Raw genomic sequence first — 20,966 nt, forward strand, 5'->3', positions numbered from 1 at the left:
TTCATCCTGTACTGAACCACGATCATGAGCGCAGCCCCGCGTTACAAACCTGCTTATCCAGCCTTTGTCGGCAAGGACAGGGAGTTGCTGCAGCTGGTGGCCAAGGTGAGCGAGCTCAACCGCCTGACAACTGCCGTGCGCGCTGCGCTGCCGCCCGAACTGGCCACGGCCTGCCTGAATGCCACGCTGGATACCAGCCGCCCGGCGGGCAATGCCTTGTTGATCGGGGTGACTTCGTCTGCCGCTGCCGCACGCATCCGCCTGGCCGCGCCTGCGCTGATTGCAGCAATGGCAGCGGGTGGCTGGCAAGTTAGCGCAATTGTCCCCAAGGTGCAAGTGGCTTTGCAGTTGGAAAAAACCAACAAGACCAAGGACTTGCACATGTCGCAAGCCGCCATCGACGCGCTGGAAGGGCTGTCGAAAAGCATCGATGATCCGGGCATCGCCGGCGCATTACAGACCTTGCTGTCCCACCACAAGGGCCGTTTTTAATGGTCAGTCACGCTGCCGTGTATTGTTGAATGAGCATGCTTGGTGCCACTGCCATCAGCTGAGCCGGGGTTTTGCTGCCCGTGGTTCGAGCCACAGACGAGCGTCAGCGAGGCCCCCTCGCGGCGGCGAGGGCGGGGGGAGCGGAATCGATCAGGAAGCGCCGCGATGGTTCAAGCTTGGCGCCAGGTGAGAGCCCGGCTTTGCCGGGCTTAATGATGCAGGTACGCCCCCAAATACCGGCCCCACAAAAACGGCGCGCAAAAAAACGGGCGCCTATTCAGGGGCGCCCGTTATCAGGGAGGAGATGAGCAAAAATGCGCAATACATCGCACACGGAGTAAGACGTGGGGGCGTGCACGAAGTTCCCAAGTGCGATGTGAAAAGTTACGCTGACGACACCTCGCCGCTTGGCGCCTGGCTATGATCTGGCTACGCGAAGCGGATCATGGCTCATGCGCTGCTTGATCCCCATGCACTCCAGTACATTCCAGTTGTTGCGCTGTGCTTCACCCCGCTGGGCCGCCGCTCGCCGAGATCGTAAGCAGGTTCTCAGGCCTGCAAAGTTGCTGCACTGCGGCAGAGCTCCCCCGTTATAATCGCGGCACAATTTTCGGGGGTGGGATATGGATCTGTTGTTGCTGTTCAAGTCGCTCATCATGGGCATGGTCGAGGGCATTACCGAGTTCCTGCCCATTTCCAGTACCGGGCATCTGATTCTGACCGGTGATCTGCTCAATTTCATGAGCAAGGACAAGCGCGACGTTTACGAAATCTTCATCCAGCTTGGCGCCATGCTGGCGGTGGTGTGGGAATACCGCAGCAAGATCGGCCAGACGCTGGCCGGCGCCGGCAAGCCGGGCAGCGAGCGCAACCTGTTGCTGGCGGTGGTGATTGCCTTCATCCCGGCCGCCATCCTTGGCAAGCTGTTCAACGAGAAGATCAAGGCAGTGCTGTTTGCACCGGTGCCGGTGGCGATTGCCTTCATCGTCGGCGGCCTGATCATCCTGTGGGCGGAAAAGCGCCAGCACAAGATCACCACCGAAACCGTCGATGACCTGAGCCTGAAGGACGCGCTCAAGATCGGCTTCTGCCAGTGCCTGGCGCTGATTCCGGGTACCAGCCGCTCGGGCGCCACCATCATCGGCGGCATGTTCCTTGGTCTGAAGCGCACCGCGGCCACCGAGTTCTCGTTCTTCCTTGGTATCCCTACGCTGGGTGCCGCATCGCTGTATAGCTTGTACAAGCAGCGCCATCTGCTGGAGGCGGGCGATGCGGGCGTATTTGCGGTCGGCTTCGTGGCGTCTTTCGTGTTTGCCTTCATTGCCGTGCGTGCGCTGCTGCGCTTCATTTCCACGCATACCTTCGTTTCGTTTGCGTGGTATCGCATTGCCTTCGGCCTGGTAGTGCTGGGTACCGCCTACAGTGGGCTGGTCAGCTGGTCGGTGTGAGCAAGCCACTCGCTATATATAGATAGTGTTCTTTCGGGTGGTGCCAGCGGCAGTTGCTGATACCACCCAACAAAAAGCCCCGCCAGTGCGGGGCTTTTTGCTTGCTGAGGTGTGATCAGAACAGGAACAGCGTGGCCAGCCGGTCCACCAGCAGTGCGCCAAATAGCCAGCTCAGGTAGCGGATCGAGAAGAAGAACAGCGCGCGCGCAGCTTCGTCGCTGTAGTTGCGGTTGAGCTGCCAGGCGCGGGTGATGAAACCGCCATTCAGCCACAGCGCCGCCGCCAGATACAGCCAGCCCGAGCAGCTGAGTGCGAACGGGATCAGGGTGACGGCTGCCAGCACGAAGGTGTAGAGCAGGATGGACAGTCGGGTGAACTCGTTGCCGTGCGTGTTGGGCAGCATGGGCAGGCCGGCCTTGGCGTAGTCCAGCTTGCGGTACAGCGCCAGCGCCCAGAAGTGCGGCGGCGTCCAGGTGTAGATGATCAGGAACAGCACGGTCGCCTCGGCCGTGACATGACCGCTGGCAGCGGCCCAGCCCAGTATCGGCGGCATGGCGCCAGCCGCGCCGCCGATCACGATGTTCTGCGGCGTGGCCGGCTTGAGCCAGCGTGTGTAGACCACCGCATAGCCAAAGCAGGTCGCCAGCGTCAGCCAGGTTGCCAGCGGGTTGGCGAACACCAGCAACAGCCAGGTGCCGCCCAAGGTGAGCGCACCGGCATAGACTGCGGCCTCGCGCGTGCCGACCACGCCGCGTACCAGCGGGCGTGCCTGCGTGCGGCGCATGTTGGCATCCTTGTCGCGCTCGAACAGGCAATTCATGGCTGCCGCGCCCATGGCGATCAGGCCGATGCCGACCAGCGCCAGGGTGAGTTGCGGCAGGTCATGCCATTGCGGTTGCGCCATGGCGGCGCCGACCGCCGCGCAGAACACGATCAGCGAGACGACCTTGGGCTTGCCCAGCGCCCACAGGTCAGCGAGCGAGCGCGAGTTCAGGGCTAATGTTTGCATGGGTCTTCTCCGAACGGGTGGAAGCAAGCAGTGCGGTTAGCAGGATGATCAGTGCACCAGCGCCGCCGTTGTGGGCCACAGCGGCCGGCATGGGCAGGCCGAATGCAACGTTGATGATGCCGAGGGACAGCTGGATGAACAGTGCGGCGCCCAGCAGCAGCGCCCAGCGCGGCTGGCTGCGGCGCAAGGACCACGCCAGCGCGCCGACGATGGCCGTCACCAGCAACGCGCCAAGGCGGTGCAGCCAGTGGATGGCAGCGAGGTGGTTGATGGTGAGCGCCTGGCCATCGGCCGTCAGGCCCAGCTGTCTATCCGGGTGCAGTGCCTGCAGCAGGCCCTCGGGCGGGGCAAAACCGCCACGGCAGGCCGGGAAGCCATCGCAGGCCAGCGCGGCATAATTGCTGCTGACCCAGCCCCCCAGCACGATTTGTGCGGCAACGGCGGCCAGTGCCAGCCACACCCAGTTGCGCAGCGCCAGCGTTTGTTGCGGCAGGCTGGCGCGGCCGGCCAGCACGGTGATGCTGGCCAGCAGGGTCAGCCCGCCGACCAGATGCGCGGTGACGACGATGGGCATCAACTTCATGGTCACCGTCCACATGCCCAGCAGTGCCTGGAACACGATGACGGCCACCGGCGCCGCCAGAATGGCAGGGGCGATGTGCAGCTCCTTGCGCTTGCGTGTGGCGGCAATCAGTGTGCCCAGCAACAAGAACGACAGCCCGCCGACCGCATAGCGGTGGATCATTTCCTTCCAGCCCTTGCCGGGGTCGACATCGCCGCCGAAGTGTTTTTCGGCGTGGGCGATTTCATGATGCTCCTGCGGCGGCGTAATGCGGCCGTAGCAGCCCGGCCAGTCCGGGCAGCCCAGACCGGCATCGTTCAGCCGCACATAGGCGCCCAGCATGGCCAGGCAAAAGGTCCACGCCACGGTAAACCACAAGATGATACGGATGGCCTTCATCAACCCAGCCCTTTGTTGTTCTTCAGCAGGCTGCCGATTTCCTTGATCACCTTGCGTTGACCCTCGACGTCGCCCAGCTGTGCGCTGGTGTAATAGGTGACGGCATTGCCGTGCGGGTCGACCAGATACAGGCCGGGTTTGTCCATGTGGGTGCTGGCTGGCAGTGCCGGCAATTGGGCATCGCCACAGCGGCCGCTGGTAGCGCGGCTGATGCGGTCGGTTTCCTGCCCCTGCGCCAGCCGCAGCTGCCGGCTGGCGACCAGCAGGCTCTGCCAGTCGTTGCCGCAATCGGCGCCCACCGTCACCAGCCGCCAGGTGGCGGCCTGCGGTGCGGCAGGCTGGGCGATCAGCTGGCCGAAGGTGCGACCACCGGCCGGGCGCCACCATTGATAAGCTGCCTGTGCGGCCAGGATGGGAATGGCGGCAATGGCAAACAGGCCCAGCAACACCAGTCGGCCATTCTTTTTGGGAGCTTGGGGGGCATTCATCGCGGAGCTCCTTGTTTGAGGCGGCGCAGCAACAGGAGGCCGCACAGACTGCAGGCCCACCAGGTCAGCATGTAGCCGAGATGGCGGGCCACCTTGAAATCGGGTTTGGGCCAGTCACGCAGCAGGCCGTCGGCAGCGCCGTCGAGCTGGTGCGCATAGGCGATGGGGAGTGCGGTGCCGGCGAGCTGGGCTGCGCGCTCGGCGGTCAGGTTCTGCAGGCGGCGGCCCTGCGGCGGTGTCGGCCCCAGCTCGAAAAAGCGTGGCCAGCTCTGCGTTTCGATCTGCGGCACGGTAGCGGGGGCGGCGGGCGGTGTTTGCCCGTCGGCAATCCAGCCGCGGTTCACCAGCACGATCTCGCCACTGACCAGCGCCAGCGGGGTGACGACTTCGCTGCCGGGCCGGCCTTCATGAAAACGCGGTGCGAGCTGAAAGGTCTTGTCGCCCAGCCAGCGGCCCTGCGGCTGCACACGTTGCCAGTCTGCGAGGGGGCCACCGTGCCATGTGCGCGGCGCCAGTTGCTGGCCGGCCGCATAGGCATCGGCCAGGCCTTGCTTGTAGTGCGCGCGATACGCCTGCCAGACACCCAGCAGCAAGGTCAGCCCGATCAGCGCGTAAAGAAACCACGGCTTCTTGATCTGGCTGCGGTGCAGCGTGCCCGTCGCTGTGCTAGCGTGTGACGATACTGTGACGCTGGAAGGAGAAGAACTGCCCATGAAACTGCTCATCATCATCTTGCTGCTGATCGTACTTGCGGTGCTCGGTAGTGCACTGCTGCAGCTGGTGCGCGGCCCTTCGGGCTCGCCCAAGCTGGTCAGGGCACTGACCTGGCGTATCGGGCTGTCGATTGCGATTTTCATTCTGCTGCTGCTGGCCGGCCACTTTGGCTGGATTACGCCGCACGGTCTCTGAAGATCGCCAACGCTGCTGGTACTGCGTTGCTGATGCGGCCGCTTGGCGCGGCCGCAATCACATCACAGCCAGTAAACGAACACGAACAGGATCAGCCATACCACGTCGACGAAGTGCCAGTACCACGCGGCGGCTTCAAAGCCGAAGTGATGCTTGGGGGTGAAGTGCCCGCGCAGTGCACGGCCCAGCATGGTGATCAGCATGATGGTGCCCACCAGCACGTGCATGCCGTGGAAGCCGGTCAGCATGTAGAAGGTGGCGCCATAGGCTCCCGAGGCCAGATGCAGGCTCATTTCGGTCCATGCGTGGTGGTATTCGATGGCCTGCAGCGTGAGGAAGGACAAGCCCAGCAGCACGGTGATGGCGAGGCCGATCTTGAGGTGATCGCGCTTGCCCTCGACCAGCCCCCAGTGCGCCCAGGTCAACGTGGCGCCCGAGGTCAGCAGGATGGCAGTGTTGATGGCCGGCAGGCCGAATGCCTCCATCGGCTGGTAAGGGTCGACCTTGGGGCCGGTGCTGGTGGGCCATACGGCGTTGAAGTTGTGCCACAGCAGATCGTGCGTGTGCGAGAAAAAGCCGAGTTCGGGCACCGAGATCACGCGGGCGTAGAACAGCGCGCCAAAGAAGGCGGCAAAGAACATCACCTCGGAAAAGATGAACCAGCTCATGCCCCAGCGCAGCGAGTGATCGACCTGCGTGCCATACTGGCCGGCCTGCGCTTCGCGGATCACATCGCCAAACCAGCCGAAGATCATCCAGATCAGGATGGCGAAGCCGGTCAGCAGCACGTACTTGCCGGCGCCGACGTCATTCATCCAGAACGCGGCGCCCATGCCCATGCAGAACAGGGCAATGGAGCCGACGATGGGCCAGCGCGATGGCGCCGGCACGAAATAATGCGGGTCGTGGATCCCGTTTTCGACGTTCATTCCTCTAGCCTCCCTGGCTTGCCACCAGTGTTCGTACCAGCAACAGCACCAGTGCTACCAGCACCAGCGCACAGATCAGTCCGGCCGCGATGATCTGGCCGGGTTTGAGTTTGTTTCTTTCTGCGTCGTTACGCCCGCGTACGCCAAAAAACGCCGCCAGCACGGCGCGGATTGCCGCCATCATGTCGGGTTGCCCCCGGTTTTTGCCATCTCGCCCTCCAGCCTGTGGAAGGTGTAGGACAGCGTGGCTGCGCCCAGCTCGTCGGGCAGCTTGGCCGCTACGGCCAGCACCACCGTGACTTCGCGTGCTTCATTGGGCGCCATGGTCATGGCGTTGAAGCAGAAGCATTCGAGCTTGCTCAGGTAGCCGGCCGAGCGCGGGGGCGCAAAGCTGGGCACCGCACGGATGACCATGGACTGGTCGCTGGTGTTGGTGACGCGGAACTTCGCCTTCACCAGCTTGCCCGGCCGTGCCGCGACGATGGGTTCGAGTGCTTCCACCGTCAGCGGCAGGCCATCGGCCACGTTGGTATCGAATTCCAGCCGTAGCGCTGCCGCATTCACATCGGCCAGCTCGGGTCGCGCCCGGTCGAGGCCCAGGAACTGGCAGAAGCGGCCGTACATCGGCGCCATGGCGTAGCCAAAGCCGAACATCAGCGCTGCAGCCAGGCCCAGCTTGAGCGCCAGCCGTTTGTTGGCGCCGCTGCGGTCTGGCCGGCCGGCTGGTTGCTGTGCAAGCGTGCTCATGGCATCAACCCGCCTGGCCAGCCTGCTTGACGATGACGGCCACGAAAAAACCGATGGCGATCAGGGCCAGCACCAGTGCGGTCTTGGCGTTCTTGCTCATCTCAGTGCTCCAGCGCCTGGGCCACCAGGCCCTTCTTCACCAGCGCTTCGTCTGGCGGGCTTTCCCAGGTGTGGTGCGGCGCCGGCGACGGCACTTCCCATTCCAGCGTATGGGCGTCCCACGGGTTGGCCGGCGCCTTGCCCACGCCACCACGGATGGTATGGATCACGTTATAGAGGAAGAACAGCTGACCGAGGCCGAAGCAGAACGCACCCACCGAGGCCACGCTGTTGAAGTCGGTGTATTGCAGCGGGTAATCCGGAATCCGGCGCGGCATGCCGGCCAGCCCCAGGAAGTGCATCGGGAAGAAGGTGACGTTGAACCAGACCATGGACCACCAGAAGTGGAACTTGCCCGCTTTCTCGCTGTACATGTTGCCGGTCCACTTCGGCAGCCAGTAATAGACTGCGGCGAACAGGCTGAACAGCGCGCCGGCCACCAGCACGTAGTGGAAGTGCGCCACCACGTAGTAGGTATCCTGCATTTCGGTATCGATGGGGGCGATGGACAGCACCAGACCCGAGAAACCGCCGACGGTGAACAGACAGACAAAGCCGATGGCGAACAGCATCGGGGTTTCGAAGCTCATCGAGCCCTGCCACATGGTGGCGATCCAGTTGAACACCTTCACACCGGTCGGCACCGCGATCAGCATGGTCATGAACATGAAGAACAGCTGCGTGGTGGCCGGCATGCCCACGGCGAACATGTGGTGGCCCCAAACCATGAAGGACAGGATGGCGATCGACGCGGTGGCATACACCATCGACACGTAGCCAAACAGCGGCTTGCGCGAAAAGGTGGGGATGATCTGGCTGACGATGCCGAAGGCTGGCAGCGCCATGATGTAAACCTCGGGGTGACCGAAGAACCAGAAGATGTGCTGGAACAGCACCGGGTCACCACCGCCTGCCGCCTTGAAGAAATGCGTGCCGAAGTGGCGGTCGGTCAGCAGCATGGTGACTGCGCCGGCCAGCACCGGGGCTACCGCGATCAGCAGGTAGGCCGTCACCAGCGAGGTCCAGGCGAACATCGGCATCTTCAGCAAGGTCATGCCCGGTGCGCGCATGTTCAGGATGGTGGTGACGATGTTGATCGAGCCCATGATGGAGCTGATGCCGAGCAGGTGGATCGCAAAAATCGCGAAGTCCATGCCCATGCCGCCCTGGATGGACAGTGGCGGATACAGTGTCCAGCCGCCCGCTGCCGCGCCACCCGGCACGAACAGCGAGATGATCAGCAGCAGTGCTGCCGGTGGCAGCAGCCAGAAGCTCCAGTTGTTCATGCGTGCGAACGCCATGTCGGGCGCACCCAGCATCAGCGGCAGCATCCAGTTCGCCAGGCCGGTAAAGGCCGGCATGATGGCGCCGAACACCATGATCACGCCGTGCAGCGTGGTCAGCTGGTTGAAGAACTCCGGTTGCCAGAACTGCAGGCCGGGGTGGAACAACTCGGCGCGGATGCCCAGCGCCATGGTGCCGCCGGTGATGAACATCGTGAAGGCAAACCACAGGTACAGGGTGCCGATGTCCTTGTGGTTGGTGGCATACACCCAGCGGCGCCAGCCGGTGCTCGCGTGATGGCCATGATCGTGGTCGTGCCCGTGATCATGGCCGTGCTCGTCGGCGTGGCCGGCCGGGTTCAGGGTTTCGGTCGCTGCGGACATTGTTTGTGGTCTCCCTTACTTGCGCGCGGCTTTGACATCCTTCGGCAGGACGAAGTCACCCGTCTTGTTGCCGAAGCTGTTGCGTTCATAGGTGATGACGGCGGCGATCTCGGTGTCGGTCAGCCCGGCCCACGACGGCATCGCGTTCTTGCCGGTCAGCACGATGTGGACGTGACCTTCCTTGGGACCGGTGGCGATCTTGGAGCCAGCCAGCGCCGGGAACGGGCCGCCACCCTTGCCGTCTGCCTTGTGGCAGGCCACGCAGTTGGCTTCGTACACCTTCTGGCCACGGGCGATCAGCTCGTCGCGGGTCCAGGTCTTGTTCGGATCGTCCGCAGCAGCTTTGGCTTCGGCCTGCTTCTTGCCAAGCCATGTCTTGTAGTCATCCTTGCTGACCACCTTGACCACGATGGGCATGAAGCCATGATCGCGGCCGCACAGTTCCGAGCACTGGCCACGGAATATGCCGGTGCGCTCGGCCTTGAACCAGGTATCGCGGATGAAGCCCGGAATCGCATCCTGCTTCACACCGAATGCCGGCATGGCCCAGGAGTGGATCACGTCGTTACTGGTGGTGAGGATGCGCACCTTGGTATCCACGGGGACAACCAGCGGCTCGTCGACCTCAAGCAGGTAGTGCTCGCCCTTGGCGTCGCCGGCCGACTTGTAGTTCTCGATCTGGCTGCGCGGTGTGACCAGCTTGGACTTGTAGCCAAAGCCGCTGTCCAGATAGTCGTAACCCCAGAACCACTGGTAGCCGGTGGCCTTGATGGTCAGCGTGGCATCGTGGCTGTCCTTCTGCGCCAGTACTACCTTGGCGGCCGGCCAGGCCATCACCACAAGGATGAGCGCCGGGATCAGCGTCCAGGCGACTTCGACAGCGGTGTTTTCGTGAAAGGGCTTCGCGTTGTGCCCGAGCGAGCGACGATGCTTGAAGATGGCGTAGAACATCACGCCGAATACCAGGCAGAAAATCACCAGGATCACGACCATGAGCCAGCTGTGCAGGTCGTGGATGTCCTGCGCGATACTCGTCTGCGCCGGCTGGAAATCGAACCTGCTGTCAGCACAGGCCCATGAAGAAAACAGGGCCAACAAGCCCCCACTACGCCAAACACGCATCCATGCACCTCCCAGTGTTTACATGGCGTCGGCTCGCGCTTGTGAATGCTTGCTGCACGCGGCCGGCGTCTATCTGACAAAGGGGGGTGGCAGGCACGCAGACAGATGTCTGGCCCGAGGCGCCCCCTTATGCTTTCTTATCAAGCTAGCAAAAAAACAGCGAATAGCAATCTTGCACTGCACAAATTTGGCTTGACAAACGCCGTCTGTCGGATTTTGGTGCAGTAGTGCACCAGATTGGACTACAAAATCACAACGTACTGCAAGTTGCGTCTACTCGAAATGGGGAGGGGAATCATGGATTTACATCTGGATACGCTGGACCGGCATTTCAGTCTGCCCAAAACCGGCAAGGTTGAAATGATGCGTCCGTTCAGCTGGCTGCGCCGTGGCGCGGCCGATTTTATGGCCCACCCGTTGCCCAGTCTTGGTTACGGCATTCTGACCGTGCTGACAGGTTGGCTGGTGCTGCTGGTGGCGGCAAGCTACGTCTACCTGTCCACGTTCTCGGTCACGGGCTATCTATTGCTTGCGCCGCTATGTGCGGCGGGCATTTACGAGCTGACCAGCGAGCGCGAAGAGGGGCGCGAAACGTCGTTTGCGCAGTCGATACACGACCTGATGAAGAACTTCGGTCAGCTCGCTTTCATGGGGGCCATTCTGGGCATGATCGCCATCGCCTGGGAGCGTGTTTCGGCCATTCTGTTCGCCCTTTTTTATGGCGGCGAGGCCGTCACCATGGATGGTTTCATCCACGCGCTGACGGGTGAATATGCGCTGTTTACCGTGGCCTGGTTCATCGGCGGACTGGTGCTTGCATGTGTTGTATTTGCGCTCACTGCCGTGTCGATTCCCATGCTGGCCGACCGCGAAGTGGACGTCATCACCGCCATGATGACCAGTGTGCGCGTGGTGGCAGAAAACCTGCCGGCCATGCTGCTGTGGGCTGCCACCATCGTGGTGCTGACCGTCATCGGCTTTGCCACCTTCCTGGTGGGCTTCGCGGTGATCTTCCCCATCTTGGGCCATGCCACCTGGATCGCCTACAAAGACCTCGTGAAGTAAGCGTGTTACCGAAAGATGTCGGCAGGGCTTGACGAGTGCCTGCCGACACGCTAATATCTCGTTCTCTGTCGCGGGATGGAGCAGTTGGCAGCTCGTCGGGCTCATAACCCGAAGGTCACAGGTTCGAGTCCTGTTCCCGCAACCAATACCAAAACCCCTGATCACGAATGTGGTCGGGGGTTTTTGCTTTGGGCGCTGCAGTGGCCCGCGGCATCTTCCCCCCTTCTGCTTCTCCCTCCCCGCGGTTGCTGGCCGATTTGGCCGTCCAGGCGACCCCGTGCTCTTGCCTGCCCGTGCTGACGTGCGTGGCCTGTAAACCGTATCCCCTTCATTGCGTTTCTGATGCTGTCTGTCAGGGTTTGTGGCAATTGCTACATCATTTTCGTTACGGTTTTTGTAGCTTAGTGCTTGATTTTGTTATGTTTGCATGGATGTAGTAAGTATTTCGTACAAAATAATTACGTGAATCTTTTGACTTGTTTTTTTGAGCATGACACTATAGGCATGCATTCCGGAATGCAACTTTTATCAACCTATTAATTATGGATGTAAAAAATGCGTCTTCTGAATACTCAAGAAATGCAACAAGTCGCCGGCGGTTCCATTCCGGTTCCGAATGGCACTTATACTGGCCAAACTGTTTTGTTTGAAGGCACCACCTATTACTGGGAAACCTATCAGGTTCGCGGTGAAGGCGGTCAAATCACGACCGTGACTGGCTGGGCCACTCCGGTTTATGACGAAGGTCACAACCAGATTGGCTGGCAAGGCGCATAAGTTGCGTTCTTGAAACAGCTGACCCCATGGATTGCAGAATAAACCTGCAAAGCCGGGGCTGGTTCTTGGCATTCAATCTTTGAATAGCTTGAAGGTATGCATTGCTCCGGCCCTGTAGTTCAGAGCATGTGTGCCGAAATGCAAATCTATCAATTCTTAATGCGGATATAAAAAATGCGTCTTCTGAACACTCAAGAAATGCAACAAGTTGCTGGTGGCTCGATTCCGGTTCCGAATGGTACCACTATCGGCCAGACCGTCATCTATGAAGGTAATACCTATTACTGGGAAACCTATAAGGTTGTTGGTGAAGGCGGTCAAGTGTCCTATGTGACTGGCTGGGCTCTTCCGGTCTACGACGAAGAGCATCACATTAAAGACTGGATCGGCGCATAAGCTGCGTACCTGAAGTGGGTTGAGCCGGCATTGCCGAATTGATCCAGAAAGCTGGGGGTAACCCCGGCTTTCAATGCAGGGATGGCTTGCGCATGGGTGTGCCTTGAATTTTTGCAGGGTATATCTGCTGAAATGCATCTTTATTTATATTCAATAGGAAATCAATAAAATGCGTATTCTGAACAATCCGGAATTGCAACAAGTCGCCGGTGGAACCCCTCCATTTCCGAATGGAACCTATATCGGTCAGACCTATTGGTTTGAAGGCACCACATACTACTGGGAAACCTATCTGGTTGCCGGTGAAGGTGGCAGCGAAGGCACATTTGTGACAGGCTGGGCTACCCCGGTTTATGACGAGAGCCACAACCAGATTGGCTGGCAAGGCGCATAAGGTGCGTGCCTGAATTGAGCTGAACCGAATATGGGTTTGCTCTGGAAGGCCGGGATGCCCCGGCTTTTCATGATAGGTAGTCTGGAAAAAGCATGGCTCGGGTTTTGGAGAGCATGCTTTCTGAAAGTAATATTTTGCCTATTTGGAGAAATAAGAATGCGTCTTCTGAATACTCAAGAAATGCAACAGGCAGTTGGAGGCGGGGTTCCGCTGCCAAATGGCACCTATATTGGCCAGACAGCCTGGTTTGAAGGCACTACTTACTATTGGGAAACGGTCAGAGTTACTGACTCATCCGGTGTAGAACGGTGGCTTACGGGCTGGTATGTCCCGGTTTATAACGAGTACCATCAACTCGTAAATTGGCAGGCCGCATAGGTTTTTGAAATGGGCCGGTACGGCATGGCAGGGCTTGGGAACACTCGCGGATTTTGATGCCGAAATTATTTTGAAAACAGGCGTTGCGCGACATTTATTCCAAGGTGTGGGCGTGCCGATTTCATGCTTATCTATTTTTCAAGTGGATGTAAAAAATGCGTCTTTTGAACACACAAGAGATGCGGCAAGTCGCTGGTGGCTCGCTCCCGATACCGAATGGCACTTATATGGGGCAGACCGCTAGTTTCGAAGGGACCACCTACTATTGGGCAACCTACGGGGTGCGTGATGAAAGTGGCTATTTTACATCCGTAACTGGCTGGGCGACACCGATTTATATCGAAGGCAATATCCTCATTGGCTGGCAAGGTGCATAGCTGGCTTGATATGGACCGGCCTGGTCTGGCCAGACCGGTCTGCGACAAAAAACGCGTCAGCCGGTGTGTTCTTGCATGGATGATTTAAAAAATGTGTGTTGCTTGAGCTTTGGCCTGGACTGGCTGATCAGTAGTGGCATCTAGATAGATTAAAAAAACAAGCAGTACTTGGAAATTCTCGCGGGTATGATGATTCTTCATCTCGCATCGGCACAAGGCTAATGTTCTGCAACCCATGTCAAATCTTTTCAGACCCGAGGCCCTCAAGGCCCAGCAAAGCAGTGGGCTAGGCAAGGTTGTCCTGATTCAGCCCGTGTCTTTCAGCATTGTTGCGGTGTTTGCACTCTGCATTGTGCTGGTATTTGGCGTGGTGCTGATTTTTGGGCAGTACACGCAAAAAATTCCCGCAATTGGGGTATTGCAACCACGCGAGGGGCTATCCAAGTTGCAGATCGAGCAGCCTGCCACGCTCAAGCGCCTGTATGTCAAAGAGGGCGAGCGGGTAAAGGCAGGCCAGGTGCTGTACCTGCTGTCGACCGAAACGGAAACGGCCGATGGCCAGCAATTGCATGCTGCCATCAGTCAAAGTGTCAAGGATCAGTTGCGCAATATGGATACGCAGCTGGATAACCAGCGCACCTTGTATAGCCTGCAGCTTGATGATGCCAAAAAGAAACTGTTACAGCTCAATATGCAGGCAGGGAATGTGGATAGCCAGATCGACAACCAGCACAAAAAAATAGAAATCGCCCAACGTATTGTCGAGCGCTATGAGCAGCTCAACAGGAAGAAATACATTTCCGACCTTGAATTGCAGCAACAACAGGGCGTCTTGCTCGATCAACAAGGCCGCCTGGCCGATATGGAGCGGTCAAAGTCAGAATTGCGCATCCAGATGCATGCGCTGGAGGCCGATATCGCGCAATTACCGGCCAAGCTGGCCCAGCAGCGCCTGACAATACAGCGCGATATGTCATCCAGTGAAGCGACGCTGACACGGAATGAATCCGAGCGCGAAATCAAGGTGGTGGCGCCCAGTGACGGCATTATCGCCGGTATCTTGATTCAGCAAGGCCAGCGTGGCCATGCCGGACAAATCGTGCTCAGTATTGTTCCGGAGCAAGCAACCCTGCTGGCCGAGCTGTATGTGCCCAGCGAAAATATTGGATACATCAAGAAAGGCAATCGGGTCAGCCTGCGTTATGACGCCTTTCCCCATGAAAAATTCGGTTTGCAGGAGGGCGAAGTGACCGCCATTTCCAGCAATACTTTCAATCCGAATGAACTGGGTATTTTCATGAAAGAACCTGCGCCCATGTACCGGGTGCTGGTAGCGTTGAAAAAACAGGTTGCACATGCTTACGGCAAGGATTTTCCGCTGCAAGTCGGCATGTCGGTCAAGGCCAATGTGGCCGTCAACACCAAGAAGATCTATCAAATCATGCTGGACCCGCTCTACGCGGCCTCCGACAAACTGGGGGCATGGCAATGACCATCAATCAGCATCTGGATGAGCTTGCATTCGGGCGCAAGAGCGAGTTGCCGCTGGTGTACCAGGCCGAAGCCTCGGAGTGTGGTCTGGCTTGCCTTGCCATGGTGGCATCCGCCTATGGTCACCGGCTGGATTTGCCGACACTGCGGCAAAAGTTTGGCATATCGCTCAGCGGGTCGACCATCAGTGATCTGGCCGATATGGGCTCGCGCCTGGGCATGGCATCGCGCGCCTTGCGGCTGGATCTGGAAGAAATGGGACAGCTGCAGCTGCCTGCCATTCTGCACTGGAATTTCAATCACTTTGTCGTGCTCAAGAGCACCAGCAAGAAGCATATCGTCATTCACGATCCGGCCGCTGGCAAGGTCAAGCTGACCTGGCGTGAAGCCAGCGAGCGTTTTACCGGCGTTGCGCTTGAACTGACCCCGACGATCAATTTCGAGGCCAAGGAAGAGCGGCAATCCATACAGCTGAAAAAGCTGATCGGTGAGGTGCGCGGGCTCAAGCGCACCGTGCTCAAGGTTATGGCGCTGGCGTTTTGCCTGGAGGGGCTGTCGCTGGTGACGCCCTTTTTCAGCCAGACCATCATCGACAATGTGCTGGTGACCGGTGACAAAGCTTTTCTGATGGTGCTGGGGATTGCTTTGCTGGGCACGCTGCTGTTGCAGCAATTGTTCAGTACGGTGCGCTCGTGGTTTCTGCTCTATCTCAACACCATCATCAATCTGCAGTGGGTGGCCAACGTCTTTACCCACCTGGTGCGGCTGCCGGTCGAGTTTTTCGAACGACGGCATATCGGCGATATCGTTTCCCGTTTTGGCGCCATCCATCAAATCCAGGAAACGCTGACCAGCAGCTTCGTCGAAACGGTGCTGGATGGCTTGACGTCGCTGGCGCTGATCGCGGTCATGTTTCTCTATAGCCCCGTGTTGGCGACGATCACGCTGACGGTTGTGGTGCTCTACGGTATTTTCCGGGCGATCTGGTATGCGCCGCTCAAGGCGGCCAATGAAAAAACCCTGATCATCGGCGCGCAGCAGCAAACGCACTTCCTGGAAACCATACGCGGCGTGCGCAGCATCAAGCTGTTTGGCAAGGAGGATGATCGGCGCTCGGGCTGGCTGAATCTGTCTGTCGACCAGATCAACGCCGATTTGCAAACCAAGAAGCTGACGCTGCTTTACAACGTGGTCAATGCGGCCGTTTTCGGTCTGCATGGCGTGCTGATTCTGTGGCTCGGCGCCAATCTGGTGCTGTCGCGTGATTTGTCGGTCGGCATGCTGGTGGCCTACACCACCTATTCGGGGCAGTTCACCCAGCGATTTGGCGGCTTGATCGACCGCCTGTTTGCACTGCGCATGCTCAGCCTGCAATGCGAGCGCCTGGCAGACATCGTTTTGACCGAACGCGAAAAAACCGAATCGCTCATCCCCTTGCCGGCAGATCTGAAAGCCGATCTGACGATCAAGGGTGTGCACTACCGCTATGCGCCGCAGGAGCGGGACATCCTGAAGGATTGTTCCTTCCAGGTGCAGGACGGTGAATCCGTTGCACTGGTCGGGGCGTCGGGCGGTGGCAAAACCACATTGATGAAGGTTGCGCTGGGTATTTTGCAGCCGCAGCAAGGCGAGGTGCTGATCGGTGGCATTCCGATCCAGAAACTGGGCATGGATAACCTGCGCAAGCTGGTGGCCACCGTGATGCAGGACGATCAGTTGTTCTCCGGTTCAATCGAGGAAAACATTACTTTCTTTGCCAAGGAGCCTGATCGCGCCTGGATGGAGGCGTGTGCTGCCATGGCCGGTATCCACGAGCAAATCATGCAAATGCCCATGGGCTATTACTCGCTGGTTGGCGATATGGGCACCGTGCTCTCTGGCGGACAAAAACAGCGCGTGCTGCTGGCCCGCGCGCTCTACAAGCGCCCGCGCATCCTGATCCTGGACGAAGCGACCAGCCATCTCGATGTCGAGAGCGAAAAGGCCGTCAACGTGGCCGTGCAGGGTTTGAACATCACCCGCCTGATCATCGCACACCGGCCGGAAACCATCGCCATGGCTGGCCGCATCGTCATGCTGAAGGATGGTGCGGCGCTGACGCGGGTGCCGACCGCCAAAGTGGCCGAGCTGGACTTGCAGTAACAACTTCTGCCGCTTCTTTTCACCCGAAACAAGGTTACCTCACGCCATGACTCGTTGTTTGTTAACGCACCCGCAGGTGAACAAGGACAATACCGCCCTGTTTGACAAGGAATTGCCGCCAGAATCGTTTGTGACGTTTGGTGCACGCCGGCTCAGCAAGGCTCGCCTGGTTTGGGTCAACCATGCCCTGCTCAATGATATGGATGTTGATCTGCCCCCGGCGCAACTGGAAGCACAATTGCTTGATTCCTTTGCCTATATGGTGCCTGGTGAAAGTGATCAAGAAGAATATTTTACGCAGGAAATCAGGCAGTTTCTGGCCGAGCGATACGGTGGCCAGGGTGAGGCCAGCAATGGTGGCGGGGTGCGCTGTGGCCTCAATGGCCAGTTCCAGCTCAAGGGCATAGGCAGAAATCCGCTGGCTGGGCGGGATATGGATTTCTGGCATACCCATGGCGGCGCCACGATAGAAGAGGGCATACGCGAGGCCGTCTGGGGCGAAATGACGCACCAGGAGTTCCCGTACGGCGGCGTGCGCATCCTGGCCGTCATCGCCACGGGCAAGGAAACCAATTTTGACTTTGGCCTGCAGGGCAATGCCGACCAGATCAGCCCCGAGGGCGCCATCATTGTGCGCCAGGTCAATATCCGCCCGGCCAATTACGAACGGGCAACCTATTTCCGCCCCTACCCGGGCCTGGAAAACGCCATGTGCCACGATGCAATCCGCACCGAGGCAGCAGTGAGTCGGCTGGTGCGGGCGCTGCCTGTTGCAAACGGGCAAGAGGAACAAGCTGGCTCAGCTGCGCTGATTGCCGGTTTGCAGGAAATGGCCCGGCGATTTGCCAGCCAGCATGCCTATGCCCGGGCACGTCGCTTTGTGCATGGTGCGATCAGTACATCCAATATCGACATTTCTGGCCGGTATATCGATTTTGGCACCATGACGGCTTTGTCCGGCTATGGCAATTACATCATTGCCAAGGGGTTCTCCTCGTTCTGGGAGGATCACAAGGTCTTTGCCGGGCTGTTCCAGGTCTTTTTGTTCTTTGTGGAAAAGTACGCCTTCCGCCCGCAAGGCGAAGCCATGCCGCTCACCACGCTGGAGCTGTTTGCCCAATTCCAGCATGTACTCAAGCAGGAATTTGAGTGCGAGCTGTTGCACGGCATGGGTTTTCCGCGCTCGGTGATTCGCGAGCTGGCTGCGCAGCCCGAGCACACCCGCCTGTTTGAATGTTTGCAGCAGCTTATTGTGTCCGGCTGCATGAATGTATTGCCCTTGAGCACCGTACCGGAGCGCATGGGCGATCATGATCTGGCCGAGGTTGCGGTATTGCTGGCTGCCAGCCAGACACAAGACGGTTTGCATGAGGCGCTGGCAGCAGCCATCGCCGATGCCGATTTGCGCGAGGCGCTGACCGCGGCTTATGCCGCGTACTGGCAGCAAGCGCAGGCGGCGGTGCCTTGGACCAGGCCGGCGTATGCCCGCCTGGTCGAGATCAACGCAGCTACGCGCAGCAAGCATACGCCGATGTTGTACCGCAACCGTTTGTTGACCGGGACCGAAGCGCTCTTGCAGGCCGGCCGCAGCAATCCAGACGGGCTGGCCAAGGCGGTGGCAGATCATGTGGCCGATACGCTCAATCAGTCGCGCCGCTTTTTCAGGGAGCTACCCGAGCAATACGCGGTGCTCGGCCATTTTCAGCCTGTTGGCTGCGAATATCGTTTGCTGCATGTGTTTGATGCCGACAGCGATACGGAACAATTGCTGCTGGTGCTGCCCTTGCTGGGCGCCAGCCTGCGCCTTGGCGCGGCGCGTTTGGCGCTGGGCGAGCCGGACGGGGCTGCAATCAGCATCAATGGCCACAGCCAGCGCGCGCTGGCGCTCAATGCCAGCGCAACAGCCCGTGAACTTGCGCTGATGCTGCCACTGGGCGGGCAAGACAGGCAGGAGTGGGATATCCGCATTTCGGCTGGCGCGGCCACGCAACGCGTCGTGGCGCTGGTATCGCTGGCGGCCGGGCTGCAAACATTCAAACTCGAGGTAGTGCAATGAACATCCAGCTGGAACCCAATCCCGCACAAAAAGAAATCGGAGCCCGTATCGGATACGCCACGCACCTGATGGCAACGCATCCCGCATATTGCGGTTTTCAGTTTGCCAGCGTGCCGATCTGGATACGGATACCCATCATTCACCGGCAGATCGAGTTTTTCTTTGATGCCGACGGCATTCCACAAGGCTTCGCCACCTGGGCACTGGTCAACCCGCATACCGAAGCCAAGATGCTGGAAGACCCCGACTATATTCTGCACCCCAGTGAATGGAAGGAGGGCGATATCGTCTGGATCATGGATTTCTGCGTCAAGCGCCCTTACATGCAGGCTTGCGCCAGGATGCTGCGTGATCACACGCTCAAGCACGTGGCCGAGGTGAAGTTTGCTCGCCGTGATCCCCAGGGCAATTTACTGCGCAAGGGCGTCTTGCGACGCAAGGGTTTGCCTGTCGATGTGGCGTGATTTCTCTGTAACCACCCGGGCCCGCGCTGTGCTTGGCGTGCGCATGGTCAGTCTGTTGTTGGCGGGCGCGCTGCCCTTGCTGCTGGCCTGCCCGGCCGCCGCGCAAAACCTGCTGTTGCGGCTGGTCAATGATCCCTTGCTGGCAGAAAACCCCGATCTGGCATTGCCGCCCGGGGGCATGGGCGCCGATGGCGAGGTCGCGCAGATTTGCCCCGCCCCCAATCCGGCAGCCAAAATGGATTTGGCCGATGCAGTGCGCCATGCGCTGTGCAGCAGCCCCAAAACCCGTGCCGCGTGGATTTCAATCAATGCGCAGCAGGCACAGCTTGGCGTGGCGCGGTCGGCATATCTGCCAACCTTGAATCTGGTGGGGCAGTACAGCGAAGACTTGCAGAGCTCCCGGGTGGAGGGTATGGACGATAGTACCGCCCGTACGCGGGTACGGCAGGGGCAGCTGAATCTGTCCTGGAAGCTGTACGATTTTGGTGCCAGGGAAGCCAATGTGGCGGCCGCGCGATTTCAGCTGCAAGCCGCCATAGCGTCGCGGGATGACGCCATCCAGACGGTTTACCTCAACACCGCCATCGATTATTTCACCGCTGCATCCGCCCAGGCCAGCTTGAAAGCAGCCAGGGAAAACGAGCAGGCCGCCAGCGACAGTCATGCCGTCGCGCTGGCCAAGTTCACCGTTGGCGCCGTATCGCTAAGCGACAAGCTGCAATCCGAAACGGCATTTACGCAGGCGACTTATGACAGGCAACGCGCCGAGGCCGAACGCAAGGCCGCGCTGGGGCTATTGGCCAGCGATGTCGGTTTGTCGCCCAGTGCGGACATCCAGCTGGGCGATGCATTCAACGCCAAGCCTGATCCTCTGTTCATGCAATCGATTGACGAGCTGATCAAACAGGCTAGCGAGCATCACCCCAAATTGCTGGCTGCGCGCGCGCGCGCCAGCGCTGCATTGGCCAAGCGGGACTATATCGCAGCGCAGGGCCGGCCGATCTTGAGTGTGAGCGGCCGCTATACACTGGATAACCAGCCATATGCCCTGTTCCGCGACTTTTCCCTGCCCGCCAGAAACGATGACAGATTTATCGGCATTACCCTGACGATTCCGCTGTTTGAAGGGTTTTCGCGGACTTACCAGACCAAGGGCGCGGCGGCTGATGCAGAAAACGCCAAAACCGTGGTCGATGATCTGGAACGGGATATTGCCAGCAGTGTCTGGAAGAGTTATCAGCTGCTGCAGGCGGATGTATTGTCGCTGGATACAGCCAGATCGTTGCAGGATACGGCTCGCCAGTCTTTTGAAGCCACGCAGGAACGCTATCAGGCCGGTGTCGGCAGCATTCTGGAGCTGCTCAACGCGCAGAAGGCGCTCGCCAACGCGCAGTTGTTGCAGATTCAGGCCAACAGCAACTGGAATATCAGCCGTTTGCGCCTGGCGGCAGCGCTGGGGCGACTGGATCAGAGCGCAACGTCGCCCTGAGAGCCTGTCATGCGCCTAAATGCTTGATTTGCAAAGATCCGATTCGCGTCACTGGCGAGTGAAGCG

Annotated in this window: 23 protein-coding genes and 1 tRNA gene; 14 read left to right on the forward strand and 10 right to left on the reverse strand. The window is 59.4% G+C overall.

Going from position 1 to position 20,966, the window contains the following annotated elements; translation table 11 throughout:
* Positions 1-24 precede the first annotated feature (24 nt).
* Both B9A19_RS18190 and B9A19_RS18195 read left to right on the forward strand, forming a co-directional pair.
* Positions 25-492 (forward strand): DciA family protein, encoded by a 468-nt coding sequence (locus tag B9A19_RS18190; RefSeq protein ID WP_084092587.1) that lies wholly within the window; start codon positions 25-27, stop codon positions 490-492.
* A gap of 623 nt (positions 493-1,115) precedes the next feature.
* On the forward strand, positions 1,116-1,940 hold the full coding sequence (locus B9A19_RS18195; RefSeq protein WP_084092588.1) for an undecaprenyl-diphosphate phosphatase: 825 nt from the start codon (positions 1,116-1,118) through the stop codon (positions 1,938-1,940).
* Positions 1,941-2,055: 115 nt separating this feature from the next.
* On the opposite strand, the gene cyoE is transcribed toward B9A19_RS18195, so the two are convergent.
* Genes cyoE through B9A19_RS18215 form a run of 4 tightly spaced genes read right to left on the reverse strand, consistent with a single transcriptional unit; the run spans position 2,056 to position 5,111 of the window.
* Positions 2,056-2,949, reverse strand: coding sequence for a heme o synthase (gene cyoE, locus B9A19_RS18200; RefSeq protein WP_084092589.1), 894 nt, complete (start codon positions 2,947-2,949; stop codon positions 2,056-2,058).
* Positions 2,912-3,910, reverse strand: a complete 999-nt coding sequence (locus tag B9A19_RS18205; protein WP_084092590.1) for a COX15/CtaA family protein — start codon at positions 3,908-3,910, stop codon at positions 2,912-2,914. Before B9A19_RS18205 ends, cyoE begins: the two co-directional genes overlap by 38 nt.
* Complete coding sequence (locus B9A19_RS18210) at positions 3,910-4,398, reverse strand: hypothetical protein (protein ID WP_084092591.1); 489 nt, start codon at positions 4,396-4,398, stop codon at positions 3,910-3,912. The genes B9A19_RS18205 and B9A19_RS18210 overlap by 1 nt, the downstream gene beginning before the upstream one ends.
* On the reverse strand, positions 4,395-5,111 hold the full coding sequence (locus tag B9A19_RS18215; protein WP_176217011.1) for an SURF1 family protein: 717 nt from the start codon (positions 5,109-5,111) through the stop codon (positions 4,395-4,397). The genes B9A19_RS18210 and B9A19_RS18215 overlap by 4 nt, the downstream gene beginning before the upstream one ends.
* On the opposite strand from B9A19_RS18215, the gene B9A19_RS18220 reads away from it, so the two are divergent.
* Positions 5,110-5,307 (forward strand): twin transmembrane helix small protein, encoded by a 198-nt coding sequence (locus tag B9A19_RS18220; RefSeq protein WP_084092593.1) that lies wholly within the window; start codon positions 5,110-5,112, stop codon positions 5,305-5,307. The two genes, B9A19_RS18215 and B9A19_RS18220, sit on opposite strands and share 2 nt — an antisense overlap.
* Before the next feature lie 62 nt (positions 5,308-5,369).
* On the opposite strand, the gene B9A19_RS18225 is transcribed toward B9A19_RS18220, so the two are convergent.
* From B9A19_RS18225 to coxB, 6 genes are read right to left on the reverse strand one after another with little or no spacing between them, the layout of a single operon-like run.
* A complete protein-coding gene (locus B9A19_RS18225; RefSeq protein ID WP_084092594.1) occupies positions 5,370-6,236 on the reverse strand; it encodes a cytochrome c oxidase subunit 3 in 867 nt (288 codons plus the stop codon).
* A gap of 4 nt (positions 6,237-6,240) precedes the next feature.
* A complete protein-coding gene (locus B9A19_RS18230) occupies positions 6,241-6,420 on the reverse strand; it encodes a DUF2970 domain-containing protein (RefSeq protein WP_084092595.1) in 180 nt (59 codons plus the stop codon).
* Positions 6,417-6,983 (reverse strand): cytochrome c oxidase assembly protein, encoded by a 567-nt coding sequence (locus B9A19_RS18235; RefSeq protein WP_084092596.1) that lies wholly within the window; start codon positions 6,981-6,983, stop codon positions 6,417-6,419. The genes B9A19_RS18230 and B9A19_RS18235 overlap by 4 nt, the downstream gene beginning before the upstream one ends.
* A 4-nt stretch (positions 6,984-6,987) precedes the next feature.
* Positions 6,988-7,083, reverse strand: coding sequence for a cytochrome oxidase small assembly protein (locus B9A19_RS22820; protein ID WP_217807110.1), 96 nt, complete (start codon positions 7,081-7,083; stop codon positions 6,988-6,990).
* A 1-nt stretch (position 7,084) separates the two neighbouring features.
* Complete coding sequence (ctaD, locus tag B9A19_RS18240) at positions 7,085-8,749, reverse strand: cytochrome c oxidase subunit I (protein ID WP_084092597.1); 1,665 nt, start codon at positions 8,747-8,749, stop codon at positions 7,085-7,087.
* A gap of 15 nt (positions 8,750-8,764) precedes the next feature.
* On the reverse strand, positions 8,765-9,871 hold the full coding sequence (gene coxB / locus B9A19_RS18245; RefSeq protein ID WP_084092598.1) for a cytochrome c oxidase subunit II: 1,107 nt from the start codon (positions 9,869-9,871) through the stop codon (positions 8,765-8,767).
* A 297-nt stretch (positions 9,872-10,168) separates the two neighbouring features.
* On the opposite strand from coxB, the gene B9A19_RS18250 reads away from it, so the two are divergent.
* The 11 genes from B9A19_RS18250 (at position 10,169) to B9A19_RS18295 (ending at position 20,900) form a co-directional block, all read left to right on the forward strand.
* Entirely contained in the window at positions 10,169-10,936 is a 768-nt protein-coding gene (locus B9A19_RS18250; RefSeq protein WP_084092599.1) for a DUF2189 domain-containing protein, read from the forward strand.
* A 69-nt stretch (positions 10,937-11,005) separates the two neighbouring features.
* Positions 11,006-11,081 (forward strand) — tRNA-Met (locus tag B9A19_RS18255).
* 410 nt (positions 11,082-11,491) lie between these two features.
* Positions 11,492-11,713: a hypothetical protein gene (locus B9A19_RS18260; RefSeq protein ID WP_139798967.1), complete on the forward strand. Its 222-nt coding sequence runs from the start codon at positions 11,492-11,494 to the stop codon at positions 11,711-11,713.
* A 174-nt stretch (positions 11,714-11,887) separates the two neighbouring features.
* Complete coding sequence (locus B9A19_RS18265; protein WP_084092601.1) at positions 11,888-12,109, forward strand: hypothetical protein; 222 nt, start codon at positions 11,888-11,890, stop codon at positions 12,107-12,109.
* 169 nt (positions 12,110-12,278) lie between these two features.
* Positions 12,279-12,503, forward strand: a complete 225-nt coding sequence (locus tag B9A19_RS18270; RefSeq protein WP_084092602.1) for a hypothetical protein — start codon at positions 12,279-12,281, stop codon at positions 12,501-12,503.
* Positions 12,504-12,885: 382 nt separating this feature from the next.
* Positions 12,886-13,125 (forward strand): hypothetical protein, encoded by a 240-nt coding sequence (locus B9A19_RS22265; protein ID WP_139798968.1) that lies wholly within the window; start codon positions 12,886-12,888, stop codon positions 13,123-13,125.
* Positions 13,126-13,775: 650 nt separating this feature from the next.
* Positions 13,776-14,750, forward strand: coding sequence for an HlyD family secretion protein (locus B9A19_RS18275; RefSeq protein WP_245804380.1), 975 nt, complete (start codon positions 13,776-13,778; stop codon positions 14,748-14,750).
* On the forward strand, positions 14,747-16,891 hold the full coding sequence (locus B9A19_RS18280; RefSeq protein WP_084092604.1) for a peptidase domain-containing ABC transporter: 2,145 nt from the start codon (positions 14,747-14,749) through the stop codon (positions 16,889-16,891). Before B9A19_RS18275 ends, B9A19_RS18280 begins: the two co-directional genes overlap by 4 nt.
* 46 nt (positions 16,892-16,937) lie before the next feature.
* On the forward strand, positions 16,938-18,947 hold the full coding sequence (locus B9A19_RS18285; protein WP_139798970.1) for a protein adenylyltransferase SelO family protein: 2,010 nt from the start codon (positions 16,938-16,940) through the stop codon (positions 18,945-18,947).
* The gene (locus B9A19_RS18290) at positions 18,944-19,411 is read left to right on the forward strand and encodes a toxin-activating lysine-acyltransferase (protein WP_084092606.1); all 468 of its coding nucleotides are present in this window, start codon (positions 18,944-18,946) and stop codon (positions 19,409-19,411) included. The genes B9A19_RS18285 and B9A19_RS18290 overlap by 4 nt, the downstream gene beginning before the upstream one ends.
* Positions 19,412-19,454: 43 nt before the next feature.
* On the forward strand, positions 19,455-20,900 hold the full coding sequence (locus tag B9A19_RS18295; protein ID WP_176217013.1) for a TolC family protein: 1,446 nt from the start codon (positions 19,455-19,457) through the stop codon (positions 20,898-20,900).
* The last annotated feature ends 66 nt before the right edge of the window (positions 20,901-20,966 follow it).

The organism is Andreprevotia lacus DSM 23236 (assembly GCF_900176275.1).
GTDB lineage: Bacteria > Pseudomonadota > Gammaproteobacteria > Burkholderiales > Chitinibacteraceae > Andreprevotia > Andreprevotia lacus.

Bases quoted from the DNA above. Each gene is read 5' to 3' on its own strand.
- B9A19_RS18190 (WP_084092587.1), top strand. From the start codon at position 25: ATGAGCGCAGCCCCGCGTTACAAACCTGCTTATCCAGCCTTTGTCGGC.
- B9A19_RS18195 (WP_084092588.1), top strand. From the start codon at position 1,116: ATGGATCTGTTGTTGCTGTTCAAGTCGCTCATCATGGGCATGGTCGAG.
- cyoE (WP_084092589.1), bottom strand. From the start codon at position 2,949: ATGCAAACATTAGCCCTGAACTCGCGCTCGCTCGCTGACCTGTGGGCG.
- B9A19_RS18205 (WP_084092590.1), bottom strand. From the start codon at position 3,910: ATGAAGGCCATCCGTATCATCTTGTGGTTTACCGTGGCGTGGACCTTT.
- B9A19_RS18210 (WP_084092591.1), bottom strand. From the start codon at position 4,398: ATGAATGCCCCCCAAGCTCCCAAAAAGAATGGCCGACTGGTGTTGCTG.
- B9A19_RS18220 (WP_084092593.1), top strand. From the start codon at position 5,110: ATGAAACTGCTCATCATCATCTTGCTGCTGATCGTACTTGCGGTGCTC.
- B9A19_RS18215 (WP_176217011.1), bottom strand. From the start codon at position 5,111: ATGGGCAGTTCTTCTCCTTCCAGCGTCACAGTATCGTCACACGCTAGC.
- B9A19_RS18225 (WP_084092594.1), bottom strand. From the start codon at position 6,236: ATGAACGTCGAAAACGGGATCCACGACCCGCATTATTTCGTGCCGGCG.
- B9A19_RS18230 (WP_084092595.1), bottom strand. From the start codon at position 6,420: ATGATGGCGGCAATCCGCGCCGTGCTGGCGGCGTTTTTTGGCGTACGC.
- B9A19_RS18235 (WP_084092596.1), bottom strand. From the start codon at position 6,983: ATGAGCACGCTTGCACAGCAACCAGCCGGCCGGCCAGACCGCAGCGGC.
- B9A19_RS22820 (WP_217807110.1), bottom strand. From the start codon at position 7,083: ATGAGCAAGAACGCCAAGACCGCACTGGTGCTGGCCCTGATCGCCATC.
- ctaD (WP_084092597.1), bottom strand. From the start codon at position 8,749: ATGTCCGCAGCGACCGAAACCCTGAACCCGGCCGGCCACGCCGACGAG.
- coxB (WP_084092598.1), bottom strand. From the start codon at position 9,871: ATGCGTGTTTGGCGTAGTGGGGGCTTGTTGGCCCTGTTTTCTTCATGG.
- B9A19_RS18250 (WP_084092599.1), top strand. From the start codon at position 10,169: ATGGATTTACATCTGGATACGCTGGACCGGCATTTCAGTCTGCCCAAA.
- B9A19_RS18260 (WP_139798967.1), top strand. From the start codon at position 11,492: ATGCGTCTTCTGAATACTCAAGAAATGCAACAAGTCGCCGGCGGTTCC.
- B9A19_RS18265 (WP_084092601.1), top strand. From the start codon at position 11,888: ATGCGTCTTCTGAACACTCAAGAAATGCAACAAGTTGCTGGTGGCTCG.
- B9A19_RS18270 (WP_084092602.1), top strand. From the start codon at position 12,279: ATGCGTATTCTGAACAATCCGGAATTGCAACAAGTCGCCGGTGGAACC.
- B9A19_RS18280 (WP_084092604.1), top strand. From the start codon at position 14,747: ATGACCATCAATCAGCATCTGGATGAGCTTGCATTCGGGCGCAAGAGC.
- B9A19_RS18285 (WP_139798970.1), top strand. From the start codon at position 16,938: ATGACTCGTTGTTTGTTAACGCACCCGCAGGTGAACAAGGACAATACC.
- B9A19_RS18290 (WP_084092606.1), top strand. From the start codon at position 18,944: ATGAACATCCAGCTGGAACCCAATCCCGCACAAAAAGAAATCGGAGCC.
- B9A19_RS18295 (WP_176217013.1), top strand. From the start codon at position 19,455: ATGGTCAGTCTGTTGTTGGCGGGCGCGCTGCCCTTGCTGCTGGCCTGC.